This window comes from Aminiphilus sp., from assembly GCF_029975095.1.
Lineage (GTDB): Bacteria > Synergistota > Synergistia > Synergistales > Aminiphilaceae > Aminiphilus.
In genome coordinates this window covers 1-17,544 of the sequence record NZ_JARKPW010000157.1, presented here as the reverse complement: position 1 = coordinate 17,544, position 17,544 = coordinate 1, and the positions used below count along the sequence as shown (strand labels likewise).

Here is a 17,544-nt window from a genome sequence, read left to right as displayed (position 1 = left end):
AAGAGGTGAGGCGCCAGACTCCTTGACGAGATTCGCATCCCAAGGCTACACTCGGCGACTCTCAACCTGCATGCCTCTATTATCACCACAACTTTTCGGGCTATTTCTGCTCCCAGTTGTGACAACTTTATTCTAGGAGGTTTCCATGTTTCCTTTCTCCAATTCGGGTATCCCTGAAAAGCGCGTTGCCCTGCCCTCCACCGAGGAGGCAAAGGAACTCGCTGACAGAGTGGAGGAGGCATTTCTCCAGGCCCTTGCCGAGAAAGAGAACTCCCTGACGAGGAAGATGCCTCCTACGGCGGACATGCTCCGGGAAGCCCGCAACACCGCTTTGGCCTGTCTTTCCGAACCCGTCACCATGGTCATGGAGAACTCCTTTTCCGTCGCGAGTGAAAGAGAGAACTCCTTCGCCCCCTTCTTCGCCGATGAGATCCCTTCAGGGCGTCTCGCCGCCATCGCCGCCGCGGGCAGCCTCGGCGGCATGCTTCTCCTTGAGCCGCTCGCTACATACCTGTTGCACATTCCCAAAATAGGACTCTTTCTCGGCGCTCCTCTCGGGGCGTGGCTTCTCCCGAAACTGTGCCTTTACCTCGAAGAGAATTCCGACCTTCGGCGCGGGCTCCTTGCGGCGCTGGGGATAGCGACTCTCGCCGACCTGACGGGATTCGGTCCGGTCGCGTTGGCAAAGCGGCTTTTCGGCGTACACTCCGGAAGGGGGAAGACGCGGCGCCTCTTTCTCTACGGAGGCATTCTCTTTCTGTTCTTTCTCTGCCGTCCCCGCAAGGTCTTCCGACGGCACGAAGCGGCGGCGGCCCTGAAAAACAGCGTTCGCGCCGCTCTCGATGCGGAAGGGAGAGCCCTTCAGGCGCTTCCTCCTCCACCGACATCTCCGGAAAAATCCGCCTCCCTGGCCGCTCTGGATGTCCTCTCCCGCCTCGCCGGCCCGCTGGAGGATCTTGCCGCTGCCACACAGGCCCCTCCGGAAGGGGCGGAACGGGACGGGACACTCCGCGCCGCCGCGGCACACCTGGTTCAAGAAGCAGCTCTCGCCGGATACTCCCTGGAACCCTCTCCTTCCGATCTCGACGCGGAGAGCGCCCCGGAGACTCCTCTCGCATGGAGCGAGGACCTCGCAACACATTTCGAGACCTTCGGACACATTCTTCCCGGAGATCCCGTCCGGGTGGAACGCAAGCCGGTCCTCTGGAACGGACAGGTTCTCTCCAAGGGATTGCTCCGGAAAAGGAGAGTTCCGTGACACGTCCGGACATCCTGGCCGTGGACTTCGGCACGAGCAATACCCATCTCTGCCGTTGCAGTGCCGACGAACCGCTTCCCTCTCCGGTCTCCCTGGACCGAAACGGCCGCCCGGGCATTCCCACGGCACTCCTCCACCGCCCGGACGGAACGATCCTCATCGGCCACGAGGCACTGGAGGAATGGGGCGAGACACCGCTTTCCCTGCGGCGTGATCTGCGGCTCCGGGTGCACTTCAAGCCGGATCTCCTTGGTGACCCGCAGTGCGCGGAGGACGCCCGCCTCTTTCTCGGCGCTCTCCACTCCCGATGCGCCGCCACGTTTCTGCGCACTCCGGAAAAGACGGCAACACTCTTCGGAGTCCCCGGCGAGGCCTCGCCGGGGTATCGGGCCGCACTCCGGCGACTCGCCTCGGAAGGTGGCTTTCCGGAAATCTCTCTTCTTGCGGAACCCTGGGGAGCGATCCTGTATCATCTGAACCGGAAGGACCTCTCTCTGACGCTCCGGGAGGCGACGAGAAGCGTTCTCGTTGTGGATTTCGGCGGCGGAACCTGCGATTTCGCCCTGCTTCGCCGGGGAAAACTCGTCTCTTCCTGGGGAGACATGCTCCTGGGGGGACGCCTGCTCGACGACCTCTTCTTCCAGTGGTACCTGGAGCAGCAGCCGGACAAGCGGGAGGAACTCGCCGCCTCCGGCGACGAATACATCGTGCACTGGCACTGGTGCCGGGAGTGCAAGGAGCGTTTCTCCACCTTCCTGGCCTCGCGGCGAGAACAGGGGCGCGATGCCGCCCCCTGGAGCGCCCCCGTGGGGCCGGGAGGTCTCTACGGACGTCTTGAGGGACTCACCGAAGGAGCATTTCTGGAACGCGCCGCTTCCTACACGCCGTCACGGGAATTCCTCGAACGTCTTCGCGCTTCGGAAGAACCGCAAGGCCCCGCACTGGCCGGCCGATCCGGCACGGATCTTTTCGCCCGCTTCCGCGAGGCCCTTCTGGAAGGGCTTGGAGACGTCGGGGGTATCCTCGGTGTGGACAAGGTGATCCTCACGGGGGGGAGCAGCCTCTGGCCGTTTCTGCCCTCCATGGTGGCCGAAACGCTCGCGCTTCCTCCGGAACGGGTGGTGACCAGCGAACGCCCCTACGCCAACGTGGCGGAGGGGCTCTCCCTCTACCCCGCACTCCGAAGGCGGAGCAACAGCATAAAGGAGCGCCTGTATCGCGGTCTTCCCGCTTTCCTCGAAACGTTGGAGAAAACGCTCCTCGCGGAACGGATACGGGACTTGGAGACGCGCATCTGCCGTCGCACGGAGGAGCGCCTCTTTGCAAAGCGGCTTCGCCCTCTCCTGGAGGAGTTCCGCACCGAGGGCGGTTCCGTGGCGAACTTGGAAAAGCGCCTGAAAAGAACGGCGGAAGGCTTCGCTCCGTCGCTCCGGAACATCGTCGAGGAAGCCCTCGGAGAGGTCTTCTCCGGACTCGACACGGCCGTTCGCGGCGCGGCCCGGGACTGGTTCCAACGGGAAGGCGTCGCCTACGTGCCGGAAGAACTGCTCGACTCGGAGGAACTCTCCTCCGAGCGTGTCGCCGGACTTCACGCACAGATGAATGTGGGGAAACTCGGCAGCGGCTACGTGGAATTCGCCACCCTCGCCACGGTGATCCTCACCGCAACGGTCTGCGGAGGCGGCGGCACCGCCCTGCTGCTCTCCGGGCCTCTCGGCCTCGTTCTCGGCGCACTGCTCGGCATTTTCCTCGCCATGGCAGGCAAGAAGGCGGGGAAAAATCTTCCGCTCCCGGGGCTGCTCACCCGACATCTCCTCTCGGAAAAAGCCATCGACACATGCCTCGACGACGCAAAACAGACCTTCCGCACCGCCCTCTCCTTCCGCATCGACAAGGAGCTTCTCCCGGCGAAAGAAACCCTCCGCCGCCGTCTCGACGAGGCGCTCCGGGAGATCATCGACTCTCTTTCTCTCCTTCACCAGATCGGAGAGGAGAAGGAACCGCCCCGGTAAGGCACGGAAAGGGCTGGTACTTCAGGCCCGCAACGTAACATCGGGGACATGGAATCACGCCCCGGGCGAAAAGGTCTTCTTCTCTCCGTCTCCGTGCTCTTCGCGTCGTTTCGGCTCGTTGAGCCGTATTGCCCCGCGGGGGCAGGCGGCAACGCAGCCGAGACAGCCGAAACACGAAGAGGACACGGGCAGCGTCCCGGAATCCTCGCCCCTTGCTTTTCTCGCCGCCGCCTCGTTCAAAAGCGGTTCCAGGAGCCGATCCGGCATGTGACACGCCTTCGTGCAGGCACGACACCCCACGCAGCTTCGTACGTCCAGCGCCACGGGACTTCGTTTCGCTGCCCCCGCCAGAAGGGTTCCCAGCGTTCCGCCGGGGCAGACGTGAAGGCAGAACGCCCGAGGCTCGAAGACGATCCCCATGACCGCCGCGAGCAGGACCATGCTCTGGCAGAACCGCAAAAAAAGCAGGCCGTGAGCATCGTAGGACGCAAAGGCCACGGGCAAGCCCAAATGGACGTTTACGTACCAGACCACTCCGGCGAACCAGGCGATCATGCCTCCCACGAAGAGCGTTCGGAGCACGTTTCCCTTTCCGAGCCAGTTCGGAAAGGGAAGCAACCGCAGAGAAACGCGGCTCCACACGAGATCCGCGAGCCCTCCGTTCGGACAGAGCATGCCACACCACACTTTTCCCCGAAGCACCGAGAGCATCGCTCCCAGCCCGAGCATCATCACGCAGAACCACCATTGTTTCATGATCATCACGGTCACGAGAAACGCAATGACCAGTTGCGCCTGCAGAATACGCCGCACCTTCGGCCAGGCGCTTCCCAGAGGGTTTGCCATGTCTTTCACTCCCCGCTTTCGTCCAGTCTTTTCGGGAAATATTATACCCATCATGGGTATAATCGTCCAGACGTAAGAACGCCGCGCATTCTCTCCCTCGAAAAACCGTGTCCATTCACTCTCAGCTTCACAGGAGCAACTCTGTCATAAAGAGATGTTCCGCCGCTCCACTGGCGCCGCACTTGGAAAAGGTGGCGTTTTTCCTTATAATCAGCAAAAATGTCCGTGTCCTTTTTTTCAGGATACAGCGTTTTCTCTTTTGTGTCCGTGGAGGTGATGCCGAGAAGAAGACAACTCCTCACAGCAGTAAGCACGCCGTTGTTCCGGGGCTCGCACGAGATGCGGCCATGGCCACGAAGTCGCGACTGAAGACATGGGAGGTGCAAGAGATGAGAGGAAAGCCCCTGTCCCGATCCGTGCCGTCGATTCTGCTCGTCCTCTGTTTCGCGCTGTTCGTTTCCGTTTCCCTGGCGGAAGCGAAGGCGGAGTATTCCTGGAAATTCGCCCAACCCTGGACGCGTCCGCTGCAGAACAAGGGGTATGAGCTTTTCTGCGACAAGGTCAAGGAGTATTCGAACGGAAGAATTGAAATCAAGTTCTTTCCTGACGGACTTCTCGGAACCCACGACGAGTCGTTCCACGCGGTACAGATGGGTAGCGAAGCCCTCGGCGTCTTCGCCCCCTACGTCAATCTCGTTCCCGGGGGCATGCTGAACTGGATGCCCTGGACCATCGAAAACTGGGAGGAGTGCAAGGTCGCCTTCATGCCTCCCGACGGCATTCTCTATAAAGTCATGCAGAAGGCGTGGAACGAAGTGGGCATGCATCAGCTCTTCGTGGTCTCCCAGGGTGCTTATGGTCTCGCCAACAATGCCCGCCCTCTCCGCTCTCCCGATGATCTCAAAAACCTCAAAATGCGTGTTTCCGCCTCGCTGGCGAGCGTGAAGATGCTGGGCAACATGGGGAAGGGGACAGGCATGACCATGGAGACCATCCCCTGGGCGGAACTGTACAACGCGCTCTCCCGGGGTGTCGTGGACGGCTGCTGGTCCATGTGGCCCTCTCTCGTGGAAGAACGCCATTACGAAGTGCTGAAACACTACTCGGACGTGAATTTCCTCTGGGACGTGAACAACGTGGTCATCAACAAGACCATCTGGGACAGGCTCCCCGACGATCTCAAGGACGCCGTGAACAAAGCCGCACGTGATGCGGAGGCTTTCCTCTACGACGTGCAGGAAAAAGCGGAGGCGGAGTATATCAAGAAACTCTCCGAAGTGGGCGGCTTTGAAATCACCAAGCTGACCCCCGAGGAGCGGGAAGTTTTCCGGGCGAGGTCGAACATGCCCGAAATCTGGGATGAACTCTGCAAACCCTGGCTCGACAAGCACTATCCCGGCGAGAACATGACCGAAAAGGTACAGGAGGAACTGCTGAAAATCCACAAGGAGATCCTGACAAAGCAGAATCCGTAGGAAAACCGCCATCGGCGCCGTATCCCACCGCTCCGACCGTACAGGGAGTGGCGGGATACGGCACCTCTCACGCGAAAAAACCGCCTTTTCGAGGTGTTGTCTTCTTTTCTTCGAGGAAATCTCCGCTCCCCTGTGAAGCAGAGGGCTTCCTTCCGGTCCCTTCCGCTGACCGTGGCGAAAGGCACTGCCCGGCGAGGGACTTTCGGAAGGAAACGACCGCACACCGGAAGCGCACAACGGATCAACGACAAGGAGGAATTCCATGACGTCTTCAGGCCGCTTTTTCCAGTGCTTTCTTCGCGCCATTGAAATCGCCGAGAACCTCCTCTGCGGCCTTGGCCTGCTCATCGTCACGGCCATGACGTTCTTTCAGGTCCTCAACAGATACTGGCTCCACCTGGAGATCATGTGGCTCGGAGACCTGTCTCTCTACCTCTTCATCCCCTTCGTCTTTCTCACCATCGCGCTCACGACAAGGGAGAAAGGGCATACCGCCGTGGATGTGTTCGGCGAGAAACTTTTCAAGGAGAAACCCCGAGAATTCGCCCTCTACAAGATCGCACTGCAGCTCGCATCTCTCGGAGTACTCCTGCTGTTCGCCCAACCCACGTATGAGTTCGCTCTCGCTTCGGTCCGCTATCCACAGTACGGCACACTGGTGACGTGGTTCAACACAAGCTGGCTCATGCAAAGCCTTTTTGTCTCGGTCCTTCTCTGCATCGTGCATCTTCTGGCCGTCATCGCCAGGGACACCGTCGAATACCGGAACCGTTTCGTCAAACCCGGAGGGAGGAGCCCTTCATGAGCATCGGGGTGCTGTTCGCCTTCGTGGTCTTTCTCGTCGGACTCTTCGGAGGACTGCCTCTCGGATGGCTCTTTCTGGCATCCTCCGCGGCAGGACTTCTTCTGGACGGGGATTCCCTCTCCTTCATCGCAGGCACCTTCTACCACGCCATCAACAACTACGTGATCATGTCCATCGCCTTCTTCGTCTTCGCCGGAAGTCTCATCTCCGACGCAGGGCTCGCGGACCGCATCGTGCGCTTTTCCTACGCACTCGTGGGCCGCGTCCGGGGCGGCATGCAGGCCGTCGGCATCGTCGCCACGCTCATCATGAGTTCCCTCACGGGATCTTCCGTGCCGTGCATCTCCGCCCTCATTCCCCTTCTCGTGCCGCGCCTCGAAAAATACGGTTATCAGAGACGATATACCACGGCACTTCTCTGTTCCTCCAGTTTTCTGGGCTATCTGATTCCGCCCAGCGTACCCGCTCTCATCTACTGCCTCGTGGCACAACAGTCCGTCTCCGCTCTTTTTCTCGCCACGGTGATCCCGGGACTCCTTCTGGCTCTGGGGTATGCGATCCTCAACTATTTTCTCTGTCATCGGTACATGGATATGTCCCTCGCCACGGAGGTCCAGGAACGTCCTCTTTCGCTCGGAGAATCCATGACGGAACTCGGCCGCGCCACCTGGAGCGCACTGCCTGCCCTGGGATGCCCTCTTGTGATTCTCGTGGGCATCTACGGAGGGATCTTTACCCCCAACGAAGCGGGCGCCATCGCGGTGGTCTACTGTCTTTTCGTGGGATTTTTCGTTTACCGCGAGTTGAACCGCCACACTCTGTGGTCTTCGATCTTCAGCTCTCTCGTCTCCATCGGAGTCATCACCATCCTCATCGCCGCAGGAACGGTCTTCGCCAGATATCTCATCCGCCTCGGCGTGGCTCAGGAACTGGCGACATTCATCCTCCAGCTCTTCTCCCAGAAAATCCTGGTTCTTCTGGCCATGAACGCATTTCTGCTCTTTCTCGGCATGTTCATCGACGGCACACCCATTCTGATCCTCGCTGTACCGCTCATTCTCCCCCTGGTGACCCAGCTCGGCGTCAACCTCGTCCATCTGGGGGCCATCGTCATTCTCAACATCGGCCTGGGCGTGATCACGCCGCCCTTCGCCATCTCCATCTTCGTGGGCTCCCGCCTTTCGGGGTGCTCCTACACGGAACTCGTCCCCATCATGCTGCGCTTTCTTCTCTTCGTGGGCATTCCGGTGCTGCTCCTGACCACCTATGTCCCGGCCATTTCCTGCTGGCTTCCCACCCTGCTCCTGGGACCGAAGGTGGTCGGCCCCTGGTAAGCGCCAGGAGCGGCTTTCCTGCTCGAAGGGCAGGCTTTCCGCCGAAAAAGCGTCGGTTCCGTCCGGAATGGACACTGCCCGGACGAAACCACCCGAAGCACTCCCCCGGGGAGTGAATTCACCACAGAATAGTGAGGAGATGTACTTTCATGAGTGCTTTCGATCTCGTCATCCGTAATGCCCGCATCGTGGACGGCACGGGAAGCCCCTGGTTCCGAGGCGATCTCGGCGTTGAGGGACACCGCATCGCCTGGGTGGGACACCTTCCTCCCTCGATTTCCGCCCCCAAAGTGATCGATGCGAAAGACCGCATCCTCTGTCCCGGCTTCATCGACATTCACACTCACTCGGATTTTCTGCTCCTTCGGGATTCCTCTGCGACAGAGAAACTCCGCCAAGGGGTGACGACCCAAGGGATAGGCCAATGCGGCTTCAGTCCCGCCCCCCTTCTCTCGGAGGAGAACATCGCCCTCCTCGACCAGTACGCGGGCTTCATCAAGGCCGGATCGACACCGGAGTGGAACTGGAGGAGTTTCGGAGAATGGCTGGACGTCCTGGAACGCCTTCCCCTGGGAACGAACATTGCTGCCTTTTTCGGCCACGGCACGCTCCGCATCGCCGTCATGGGTTTCGACGCCCGGACACCGCAAAAGGACGAACTGGACCGCATGAAAGACCTCGCAGCACAATCCATGGAGGAAGGCGCTTTCGGCATGACCAGCGGCCTCGTCTATCCACCCGGGGTCTACTCGCAATGCGACGAAATCGTCGCCCTCTGCGAGATCGTCGCAGCACGGAACGGACTCTACGAATCGCACATGCGCAGCGAATCGGACCACGTGGTTGAGTCCGTGGCGGAAACCGTCCGGGTGGCCGAACTGTCGAACATTCCCGTGCAGATCTCCCATCACAAGGCAGCGGGGCGCAGAAACTGGGGAAAAGTCCATGAAACACTCCGTCTGGTGGAGGAAGCTCGAAACCGCGGGCTGGACGTGACAGTGAACCAGTACCCCTACACGGCGGCGAGCACCACACTCCGCTCCATCCTGCCGCCCTGGGTCCACGAGGGCGGGCTCGCCAAGTCGCTGGAGCGACTCGGCGACATGACGACGCGGAGGAGGATTCTCCAGGAAATCCTGGAAGAATCCTCCTGGGAGAACTATCTTCTGCGGTGCGGCGGGGCTCAGGGAATCACCGTCCTCAGTTCCCCCAGGCTCCCCGAGTACGAAGGAAAAAACCTGGAAGAAGTGGGGGCAGCCTTCGGAAAGCATCCTATCGATGCGGCGATGGATCTCATCGTCGCCAACAAGGGGGAGGATACGGCCTGTTACGACATGATGTCCGAGGAGGATGTGCGTACCGTTCTCCGGCACCCCCGGGTGATGGTCGCCTCCGATTCCATCCCCGGAGCACCGGGAGCACGGACCCATCCACGAACGCAGGGGACCAATCCCCGCATCCTCGGCCGCTACGTCCGGGAGGAGAAGGTTCTTTCCCTTGAGAATGCCCTGTGGAAGATGACAGGATTTCCGGCGGCACGTCTGGGTCTGAGCCGAAAGGGAATCCTTCGCCCCGGTATGGATGCGGACCTCGTGCTCTTCGATCCGGATACGGTATTGGACGGAGCCTCCTATGCGGATCCGCTGCGCCCACCCCGGGGAATCGACTACGTGATCGTCAACGGAGACCTGGCCGTTGCGGAAGGAAACGTCACGGGCACCCGCTCCGGAAAGGTGTTGCGGAAAGAAAGCACCTCGGCATGACCTTCGAAGACCACGTTGCGATAAGAGAGGGGAGGAACGAACCGTGAAAGCACACGGCCCGAACGAGATCCTGGATGTGGTCTCGCTGTTCCGGGAGCAAAGCGCCGCTTGCGCGGGCGAACTGGTGGCGCTGCGCCGGGATCTGCACCGCCATCCCGAGCTGAGTTTTCAGGAAGAGCGTACCGCGGCGGTGGTCGCCTCCCGCCTGGAGGCATTGGGTTTTGCCGTACGACGCGGTGTGGGCGGCACGGGCGTCGTGGGCCTCTTGGAGGGAAGCGCTCCCGGCCCTGTGGCAGCCCTTCGTGCGGACATGGACGCACTCCCCGTGCAGGAGGAGACGGGGCTCCCCTTCGCCTCCTCGGTGCCGGGGCGCATGCACGCCTGCGGGCACGACCTGCACACCACCTGCGTTCTCGGGGCGGCGATGCTCCTCACCTCGGTGCGACACCTCCTGAAAGGCACGGTGCTCGTGCTCTTCGAGCCTGCGGAGGAATTGAACCAGGGCGCCGCAGCAATGATTCGGGACGGTGCACTCACCTCTCCGAAGCCGGACATGATCTTCGGCCTCCACAACCACCCCGAATACCCCGTAGGTTCCATCGCCGTCAAGGAAGGCCCCCTCATGGCGGCGGTGGACACGCTTCGCCTGCACATCCGAGGCAAAGGAGGGCACGGCGCACTGCCACACCGGGACAGGGATCCCATCGTGGCCGCCGCGTCGGTCATCATGAACCTCCAGACCCTCGTGAGCCGCGAAACGGATCCGCTCGCCGCTGCGGTGGTGAGCTTCGGCACCATAACGGGAGGAACCGCGAACAATGTCATTCCCGACACCGTGGAACTTACGGGAACCGTGCGCTCCTTCTCGCCCGAGGTACGCGCCGCGCTGGCCGAAGGAATCCGCCGCGTCGCAGGCCACACAACCGCCGCCCTCGGATGCACCAGCGACGTGACGCTTCGCCACGACCTTCCCCCGGTACTGAACCACCCCGAGGCGACACATCTGGTTCGGGAAAGCGCCCTCGCCCTTTCCGGTCCAAACGCGGTCGTGGTACCGACGCCATCTATGGGCGGCGAAGATTTCGCTCTTTTTCAGGAACAGATTCCAGGATGTTTCTTCTGGCTCGGGGTGGGCAATCCGGATCTCGGCGCAATCCATCCCTGGCACAGTCCTCTCTTTCGAGCGGACGAGACGTCCCTTCCCCTTGGTGCTTCCGTTCTCGCTCTGGCCGCGTGGAAAGCGTTGGAGAAATCCGTCTGAGGGGAAAACACTCCTTGTGAAACAACACACTTCCGAACACGTGGCTACCCTCCGGACAGAGCTTCGAAAGCCCGTCCCACCCGAAAGAGAACCCGCCCGCCGAATTTCTTCGGCGGGCGGGTTCTCTTTGCGCAGGATGTTTCGTGCTGTTCTCTCCGTTTCACCTGAGCGTGCCAGATCCGGCATCCGACACGCCTCCGTACAGACCCACCATGCCACGCAGCGCCGCAGGTCCAGTGCCACGGGACTTCGCGTTGCCGTTTTCCGGAGCGCACACCCGAGAGACACGCAGGCAGGCGGAATCCGCTCAGAGAACCGTGAGCTCCTTGGAGAAACGGCTCATGGGCTCGGGGCCATCGTCGGTGAGGACCATCACGTCCTCGATGCGCACGCCGATTTTTCCGGGAATGTAGATGCCGGGTTCCACACTGAAGGCCATGCCCCGCTCCAGAACCTGGGTGTTCCCCTCCCGAATGTACGGATCCTCATGGATGGCCACTCCGATGCCGTGGCCGGTACGACTGATAAAATACTCCCCGAAGCCCGCCTTGGCAATGATTCCCCGTGCCGCCCGGTCAATGTCCTGAGCGGCGGCACCTTCCGCCACTGCAGCCTCTCCGGCGAGGTTCGCCGCGAGAACGGTCTCGTAGATGTGCCGCTCTTCTTTCGTGGGTTCTCCCACAAAGAACGTGCGGGTCGTGTCGGAGCAGTATCCCTCGAACTTGCAGCCGAAATCGATGAGCACCGAATCCTTCTCCCGAAGAACCGCACCGCCTCCGTTGTAATGGGGATACGCACCATTGGCGCCGAAGGCGACGATACATCCGAAGGAAAGGTCCGTCGCCCCCTTTTCAAGGAGCAGCTCCTCCAGGCGCTTTGCCAAAGCGCGCTCAGTCACACCCGGGCGGATCTCCTTCGTCAGAGCTTCCAGGGCCGCATCGGCGATCTGTCCCGCCCGGCGCATACGGTGAATCTCTTCTGCGTCCTTCCGAAGACGGGCCTCTTCGCCGACAAAGTGTCCGTTCCCGAACGTCGCGGGAAAGCGCTCCTGGAGATTGAGCATGTCCACCGCACGAATACCCTCGTTCACGGCAATGCGGCCATTCCGGAGCCCCCATTTTTCGAAGGCCGCCACGGTCTTCTTTTCGAACCACTCCGCGTCGTCCCAGACGACCGTCTCCACTGCGTCTCCCAAGGCATTCCGCATCTGCTCCACGTAGAGCTTGGGTGAAACGGCGCAGAGCCGGCCGTCCCGGAAGCACACGAGGACCTTGAAGCGTTCATCGGGATGCAGTACAAGCCCGGACAGATACTCCATGTCCGGCGAGGGCCCCACGAGCAGTGCGTCGTAACCGGCCTTGTCGAGCAGGGTCGTGAACTTCGCCAAGCCTTTGCCGTTGATCATCTTCAATTCTCCCTTCGCGCCCTTTCCGGACTGTCGGGCCTTCCGCTCCGGCAACGCCGGAAAGAGCGTCCCGTCTCCGGAAGAAATGTCTTTGTTGTGTCCTATGATATATCAGATATCTGAGAATGGGTCAACGAGGAAAGAGAGAACGCCCGGATCCGATCTCCCGCATCGAACCCGGGCGCTCAAAGACTTCGTCGAGTCAAAACGCACCTGAATTCCCTTCGGATGCCGGTGAAAAGACGTCAGGCCTTTCTCTTGGCTTTCCCCTGCCAGGCATGGAGCGCCAGGGCAACCCCGATGACACCGTAGGTGACGAACACCCGGAAGTATTCTCCCACCTGAACGTTGCCCAGCAGGTTCTTCCCCGCCAGGGGCGAGACGATGAACATGGTGTGAAAGAGAAGCGTTCCCATCAGCGCTTGACCGATGGTGGCCTTGGAGACCGACGCCCCTCCGATGAGGATGGCCGCCACGGCGAAGGTTCCCACCTGGACGTGAGCGCCGTAGGTGTTCATGTTGCCGATGTTCTGGAGGAAGATGATCTGCCCCCACGCCGCGAGGACCGTGGAGAAGATGATGGCCAGGATGCGGATTTTGTCCACCTGGATGCCCGAAACTTCGGCGATGTGCCGGTTCTGGCCGGTGGCCCGGAATTCCTGCCCCAATTTGGTTTTGAAGAGAAAATGCATGCCCACGCAGAGAAGCGCGATGACCGCGAGGGTCACCACGGGAACGACGATGGGCATGACCGACCCGGGAATGGGGATGCGTACTTTCCAGAGATTGTCCAGAGCATAGTGCATGATCTTCAGGTCCACGGTGTTTCGCAGGCCATAGCCTCCCGGAATGAGCATCTCGGGCACGCGGATGGGAATGAGATTGCCCATGAAGTAAAGGTTAATGAGCTGATAGACCCCGTTCGCGAAGAATCCGAGGATGATTCCGGTGATCATTTCCTTGCCCTTGGCGCTGTTGAAAAGTTTCCCCGTGAGCCACCCGAAGAAGACCGCCAAGGGAAAGGAGAGAAGGCAGGTGAGGGTGAACCCCCAGAGGCCTGCGATCTGCCAGTTCACCGTGGCGAAATAGGCGAATTGTCCTGCCATGGCTCCGAGCACGATGCCGAAGTTCAGCCCCATTCCGGCGAGGATGGGGATGATCAGGGAGATGACCAGAAAACTGTTCCGGGCCATGCGTACCACGATTTCGTTGAGCAGGAAGGGCAGAGAGAGCCCGCTATAGTAGGCGCCGATCACGCAGATGACGAGAAAGAAGAGCGGCACGGCGTTGCTGCGGAGTGCATAGGCGAGTTCGAACTTCTTCTTCGCCGGAGGTATCGGTGGAACCGCATTCTGTGTCGTCCTGGTCTCCTGTGGGTTCGTCATCGCACGTCCACCCCCGCTTCTTTCCGCGTCAACGCGTAGAGAATGATACCGTTGCTGATGATGATTCGCACTACGTCAGCCAGATTGTCCGCCACGACCAGATTGGCCACGGGCATGGAGACAACCAGGATGGACTGGAAGAGAAAGGTACCGATGACGGCGTGGGTCACCGTGGCCCGCTTCAGGGAGGCACCTCCGATGAGAATGGACGCCACGGCGAAGAAGGCCATGAAGAGCGGCCCCATGTAGAGCTGCAGAAAGCCGTAGCTCTCCGCGTAGACCACGATCCCCACCGCGGCGAGCATCTGGGAGAGCACGGAACCCAAAATCCTGAGCCGATCCACGTTGAGTCCCGCCGATTCGGCGAAACGAGGGTTGCTGCCGACCATCATCATGGCAATGCCCGATTTGGAACGCATATAGAGCCAGGTAAGCACGCAGAAGAGGGCGAAGAAGAGGAGAAGCCCCGTGGGAACCGTGACCCCCATCACATCGAAGGCGAGAAGGTGGTCGAGAACGCCGGCGAAACGCTTTTCAAGGGTGATGGTGACCCGAAGTCCCGAACCGCCGTAGGGCCAGATCATCTCCGGGCTCTTGAAAGGAACGAGAGTCCAGAAAATGCACATGAGTGAGACTACGGAAAAGCCCACGTAGGTTCCGACCGTCATCTCCTGTCCCTTCACCTTGTTCTGAAAAACGCCGTAGAAATAGCCCGCGATGCCCGCCAGAAGGGCTCCGAAGCCCGCCGAGAAGAGAAACGCGGAGAGTCCCGTCATGTCCAGTTCGATACTCAACGTCATCGCCACGATGCCGCAGGTGATGCCAAGGGGAAGGACAAAATTCGGTCCGGTTCCGGACTGAATGGCGGGAATCATGGCCAGCACGAGAATGCCGTTCATGCCGAACCGTGTGAGGATGCTGCCCAGAAGCTGGGGCATGGAAAGTCCAAGGACTTTCGCGGCCACGATGAGCAGAACCAGAAATCCGAGGATGATGAAACGAGGAATGCCGAAGTCCTTGACGGCCTCCCGGATCCGTTCGCCCATACTCTCCCGGGGCAGGCCGTTGTTCTCCAGATCGGCCATCACGATGCCTCCTTTCTCGCATGGGACATTTCGCCCGCCATGAGAAGGCCGAAATCGACGTCGCTCGCGTCGGGGGGGAGAATGCCCTCGAGTTTTCCGTTGTAGATGATGGCGATGCGGTCGCAGATGGAGCGCAGCTCCGCCAGCTCCGAGGAGGTGATCACCACGGTGACGCCCATCTCCCGGTTCAGTCGCACCAGAAGATCAAGCACGATCTTCTTGGCCCCCACATCGATACCCCGAGTGGGCTCGGAGACGAAGATGAGCCGCGGCTCCAGCGTGATCGCCTTGGCGATGCACACCTTCTGCTGGTTTCCTCCGGAAAGGCGCCGCACGATCTGCTCCGGTCCGGTGCAGCGGATGTCCAGGTCCCTGATCATCTTCAGTGCATGACGGCGAATGGCACCTCCGTCGGCCAGGAAAATCCCCATCCGCCGGAGGAATTTCTCCTGACACTGCATGGCCGTGACGGTCATGTTGGTCTCGATGGATTCGTCGAGGAGAAGACCTACGCCGCGGCGATCCTCGGAGACGAAGGCCATGCCGCTCCGCAGCGCCTCAAGGGCATTGTTCAGGGGAAGCTCCTTCCCGTCGAGGACAAGCTTGCCCTCCGCAGGATACATGCCCAGTACGCCGTTGGCGATACCGATCTTTCCGTGTCCAGCCAGACCACCGATGCCGAGGATCTCCCCCTCGTACACGTCCAGGTCGAGTCCCCGGACCCGCTCGCCCGGCATGTCCACACGGAGGTTCTCTATTTTCAGGAGCGTCTTGTCCCCCTTGGGACTGGGGGCACAGGCGTCACAGCCCACCGCCTCAAGCTTGCGTCCCACCATGAGTTCCGCCAGACGGCTCACCGAGGCCTCTCCGGTCTTCAGCGTCGCCACCTGCTCGCCATCGCGGAGAACCGTGATGTCCTCGGAGACGGCGAGCACCTCGTCGAGGCGATGGGTGATGAAGAGAATAGAGATTCCTTCTCCCGCAAGCCGACGCATGGTAGCCAAGAGCACCTCCGCCTCGGATTCAGTGAGTACCGCCGTGGGCTCGTCGAGGACGAGGATCTTCGTCTTCTCTTTGTCGATCTCCCGGGCGATCTCCACAAACTGCATGTATCCCACGGGAAGCCCCGCCACTGGGAGCATCTCATCCAACGTCGAAAGCCCCAGACGGTCCAGTGCTTTTCGCGAGTCCCTCCGCATGGCGGGAATGTCCAGGCTCTGGAGCCTGGAACCGAAAAGACGGCTCACCATGTTGGGGAACGTGATTTCACGGTTGAGTTTGATGTTTTCCGCGATGGAAAACCCCGGAAGAAGCATGAATTCTTGATGCACCATGCCGATGCCGAGATCCACCGCATCCTGGGGAGAGGAGATGCGGACGGGATTGCCGTCCATGAAGATCTCCCCCGAGAATCCTCCGGTGTTGTGAATGACGGGCATGCCGAAGAGGATGTTCATGAGAGTTGATTTGCCCGCGCCGTTCTCACCCACGATGGAATAGATCTTTCCCGGCTCGACCCGGATCGAAACGCCCTTGAGAACCCGATTCCCGAAGTATTCCTTCTGGATGTCCCGCATTTCCAACCGATATGCCGCCACCAGGGGGTGCCCCCTTCCTTCGTCTGCTCTTGCCGATGCGCGGGGCCGTCCCTCGGCCGGCCCCGCGCATTACAACAACTCTCTTGCTTTCGCTTGTTCCCGTGAATTACAGACCGAAAATGATGGATTCGCCGACGAAGAGGATAAAGTTGTCCGCCTTCTCCTTGCCGTCGGGAGCGACGTAGGTGCTGGTCTTGATGCCGTCGCCGCAGTACTTCTTCAGCAGTTCCACCATCTTGCCGTTGTCATATCCCTTGATGGATCCGTCGCCGATGCCGAAGGCATATTCCGTCGCGGCATAGGCCATACCCATGGTGGCAGGAATCTTCCACGTGGCGAATCGTCCCGCACCGCCGCCCTCCTTCACCTTCGCACTGATGGCCTCGAGAATGAAGGCCACATCGCCGGCCTTGTCGGCGGGAATTTCGATGCCGAGGGCGCCGGGATAGGCGTGGTAGGGGCTGGGGCAGCACTGCTCGGGATAGATCGCCCCGGTCTTCAGCACGGACTTGATGAGGGGTTCCTGCATGCCGCAGTTGGTGCTGAAGAAGGCCGTGTCCTTACCGTACTTCTCCACCTGGCGGGGCACGTCCTCGAGGATGAACTGCTGCGCTCCGGCGATTCCCGCGTCACCCGTCGGATCGGGGGCGTTGACGAAGACGAACTCGATGCCCTGCTTCTTGCATTCCTCGATCATGATGTCCCGCCGGTTGGCGAGGAGCGGATAGGACATGTGCCGGGGGAAGGAGTAGTGGATGAACGTTTTGGCGCCCATTTTCTTGGCCATCTCGATGATGCTGATGCCGCGGGCAGGGTTGTCCGTCTCGAGACAGATGTCGGCCTTCTGGGCGGACATGAGCGGATCTTCGTGAGGCACGATGTTGATGAAGAACATGTCCGGGCGGATTTCTTTCACCTTGTCGATGGCAGCGGCGGTGCCGGGAACGCCCTGAACGAGAACGATGGCCTTCACGTCCGGATCCTGGGCCATGCTCAGAATCTGCTGGATCGTGGTCTCCTGCTCGTCCATGAACTTGTCGGGATAGGTCACGTGGATGATGCGGTCCGCGCCCCACTGCTTGATCATTTCCTGGGCGGCGCGATACTCTTCCTCACCCTGGGACGTGGTCCCCGTCATGATGCCCACCTTGGACTGGCCCGCGAAAGCCATGCCGCAGAGGCTCACCAGAAGCGCAAGTGCAACGACTCCCAAAATGCCTTTTCTGAACACCCGCAACGACCTCCTTTTCGCTCGCCCGGCTCCGTGCGGCCGGATCGTCTTTTCTCAGTGCACCGTTCCGCGCGCAAGAGGATTCT

The 17,544-nt window shown here is 60.6% G+C and carries 13 protein-coding genes; 7 read left to right on the top strand and 6 right to left on the bottom strand.

The window, feature by feature from the left end:
• The first annotated feature begins 145 nt into the window (after window positions 1-145).
• Both Q1K49_RS09750 and Q1K49_RS09745 read left to right on the top strand, forming a co-directional pair.
• A complete protein-coding gene (locus Q1K49_RS09750) occupies window positions 146-1,258 on the top strand; it encodes a hypothetical protein (protein WP_300525598.1) in 1,113 nt (370 codons plus the stop codon).
• Complete coding sequence (locus Q1K49_RS09745; protein WP_300525596.1) at window positions 1,255-3,270, top strand: hypothetical protein; 2,016 nt, start codon at window positions 1,255-1,257, stop codon at window positions 3,268-3,270. Before Q1K49_RS09750 ends, Q1K49_RS09745 begins: the two co-directional genes overlap by 4 nt.
• 54 nt (window positions 3,271-3,324) lie before the next feature.
• Here Q1K49_RS09745 and Q1K49_RS09740 read toward each other — a convergent pair whose 3' ends face one another.
• On the bottom strand, window positions 3,325-4,116 hold the full coding sequence (locus Q1K49_RS09740; protein ID WP_300525595.1) for a 4Fe-4S dicluster domain-containing protein: 792 nt from the start codon (window positions 4,114-4,116) through the stop codon (window positions 3,325-3,327).
• A 389-nt stretch (window positions 4,117-4,505) separates the two neighbouring features.
• Here Q1K49_RS09740 and Q1K49_RS09735 point away from each other — a divergent pair, with 389 nt between their 5' ends.
• The 5 genes from Q1K49_RS09735 (at window position 4,506) to Q1K49_RS09715 (ending at window position 10,754) form a co-directional block, all read left to right on the top strand.
• Entirely contained in the window at window positions 4,506-5,591 is a 1,086-nt protein-coding gene (locus Q1K49_RS09735; RefSeq protein ID WP_300525594.1) for a TRAP transporter substrate-binding protein, read from the top strand.
• Window positions 5,592-5,853: 262 nt separating this feature from the next.
• Window positions 5,854-6,396 carry a TRAP transporter small permease subunit gene (locus Q1K49_RS09730; protein WP_300525592.1) on the top strand — a complete coding sequence of 181 codons (543 nt, stop codon included), beginning with the start codon at window positions 5,854-5,856 and terminating at the stop codon, window positions 6,394-6,396.
• Window positions 6,393-7,730, top strand: a complete 1,338-nt coding sequence (locus tag Q1K49_RS09725) for a TRAP transporter large permease (RefSeq protein WP_300525590.1) — start codon at window positions 6,393-6,395, stop codon at window positions 7,728-7,730. Before Q1K49_RS09730 ends, Q1K49_RS09725 begins: the two co-directional genes overlap by 4 nt.
• Before the next feature lie 149 nt (window positions 7,731-7,879).
• On the top strand, window positions 7,880-9,493 hold the full coding sequence (locus tag Q1K49_RS09720; protein WP_300525588.1) for a D-aminoacylase: 1,614 nt from the start codon (window positions 7,880-7,882) through the stop codon (window positions 9,491-9,493).
• Window positions 9,494-9,536: 43 nt separating this feature from the next.
• On the top strand, window positions 9,537-10,754 hold the full coding sequence (locus tag Q1K49_RS09715) for a M20 family metallopeptidase (RefSeq protein WP_300525586.1): 1,218 nt from the start codon (window positions 9,537-9,539) through the stop codon (window positions 10,752-10,754).
• A 307-nt stretch (window positions 10,755-11,061) separates the two neighbouring features.
• On the opposite strand, the gene Q1K49_RS09710 is transcribed toward Q1K49_RS09715, so the two are convergent.
• From Q1K49_RS09710 to Q1K49_RS09690, 5 genes are all read right to left on the bottom strand, one after another.
• Window positions 11,062-12,159 carry a Xaa-Pro peptidase family protein gene (locus Q1K49_RS09710; protein ID WP_300525585.1) on the bottom strand — a complete coding sequence of 366 codons (1,098 nt, stop codon included), beginning with the start codon at window positions 12,157-12,159 and terminating at the stop codon, window positions 11,062-11,064.
• A gap of 245 nt (window positions 12,160-12,404) precedes the next feature.
• On the bottom strand, window positions 12,405-13,544 hold the full coding sequence (locus tag Q1K49_RS09705; protein ID WP_300525583.1) for an ABC transporter permease: 1,140 nt from the start codon (window positions 13,542-13,544) through the stop codon (window positions 12,405-12,407).
• Entirely contained in the window at window positions 13,541-14,629 is a 1,089-nt protein-coding gene (locus tag Q1K49_RS09700; protein WP_300525581.1) for an ABC transporter permease, read from the bottom strand. Before Q1K49_RS09700 ends, Q1K49_RS09705 begins: the two co-directional genes overlap by 4 nt.
• The gene (locus tag Q1K49_RS09695; protein ID WP_300525580.1) at window positions 14,629-16,227 is read right to left on the bottom strand and encodes a sugar ABC transporter ATP-binding protein; all 1,599 of its coding nucleotides are present in this window, start codon (window positions 16,225-16,227) and stop codon (window positions 14,629-14,631) included. The genes Q1K49_RS09700 and Q1K49_RS09695 overlap by 1 nt, the downstream gene beginning before the upstream one ends.
• Before the next feature lie 106 nt (window positions 16,228-16,333).
• Entirely contained in the window at window positions 16,334-17,458 is a 1,125-nt protein-coding gene (locus Q1K49_RS09690) for a DUF3798 domain-containing protein (protein WP_300525578.1), read from the bottom strand.
• Between the last annotated feature and the right edge of the window lie 86 nt (window positions 17,459-17,544).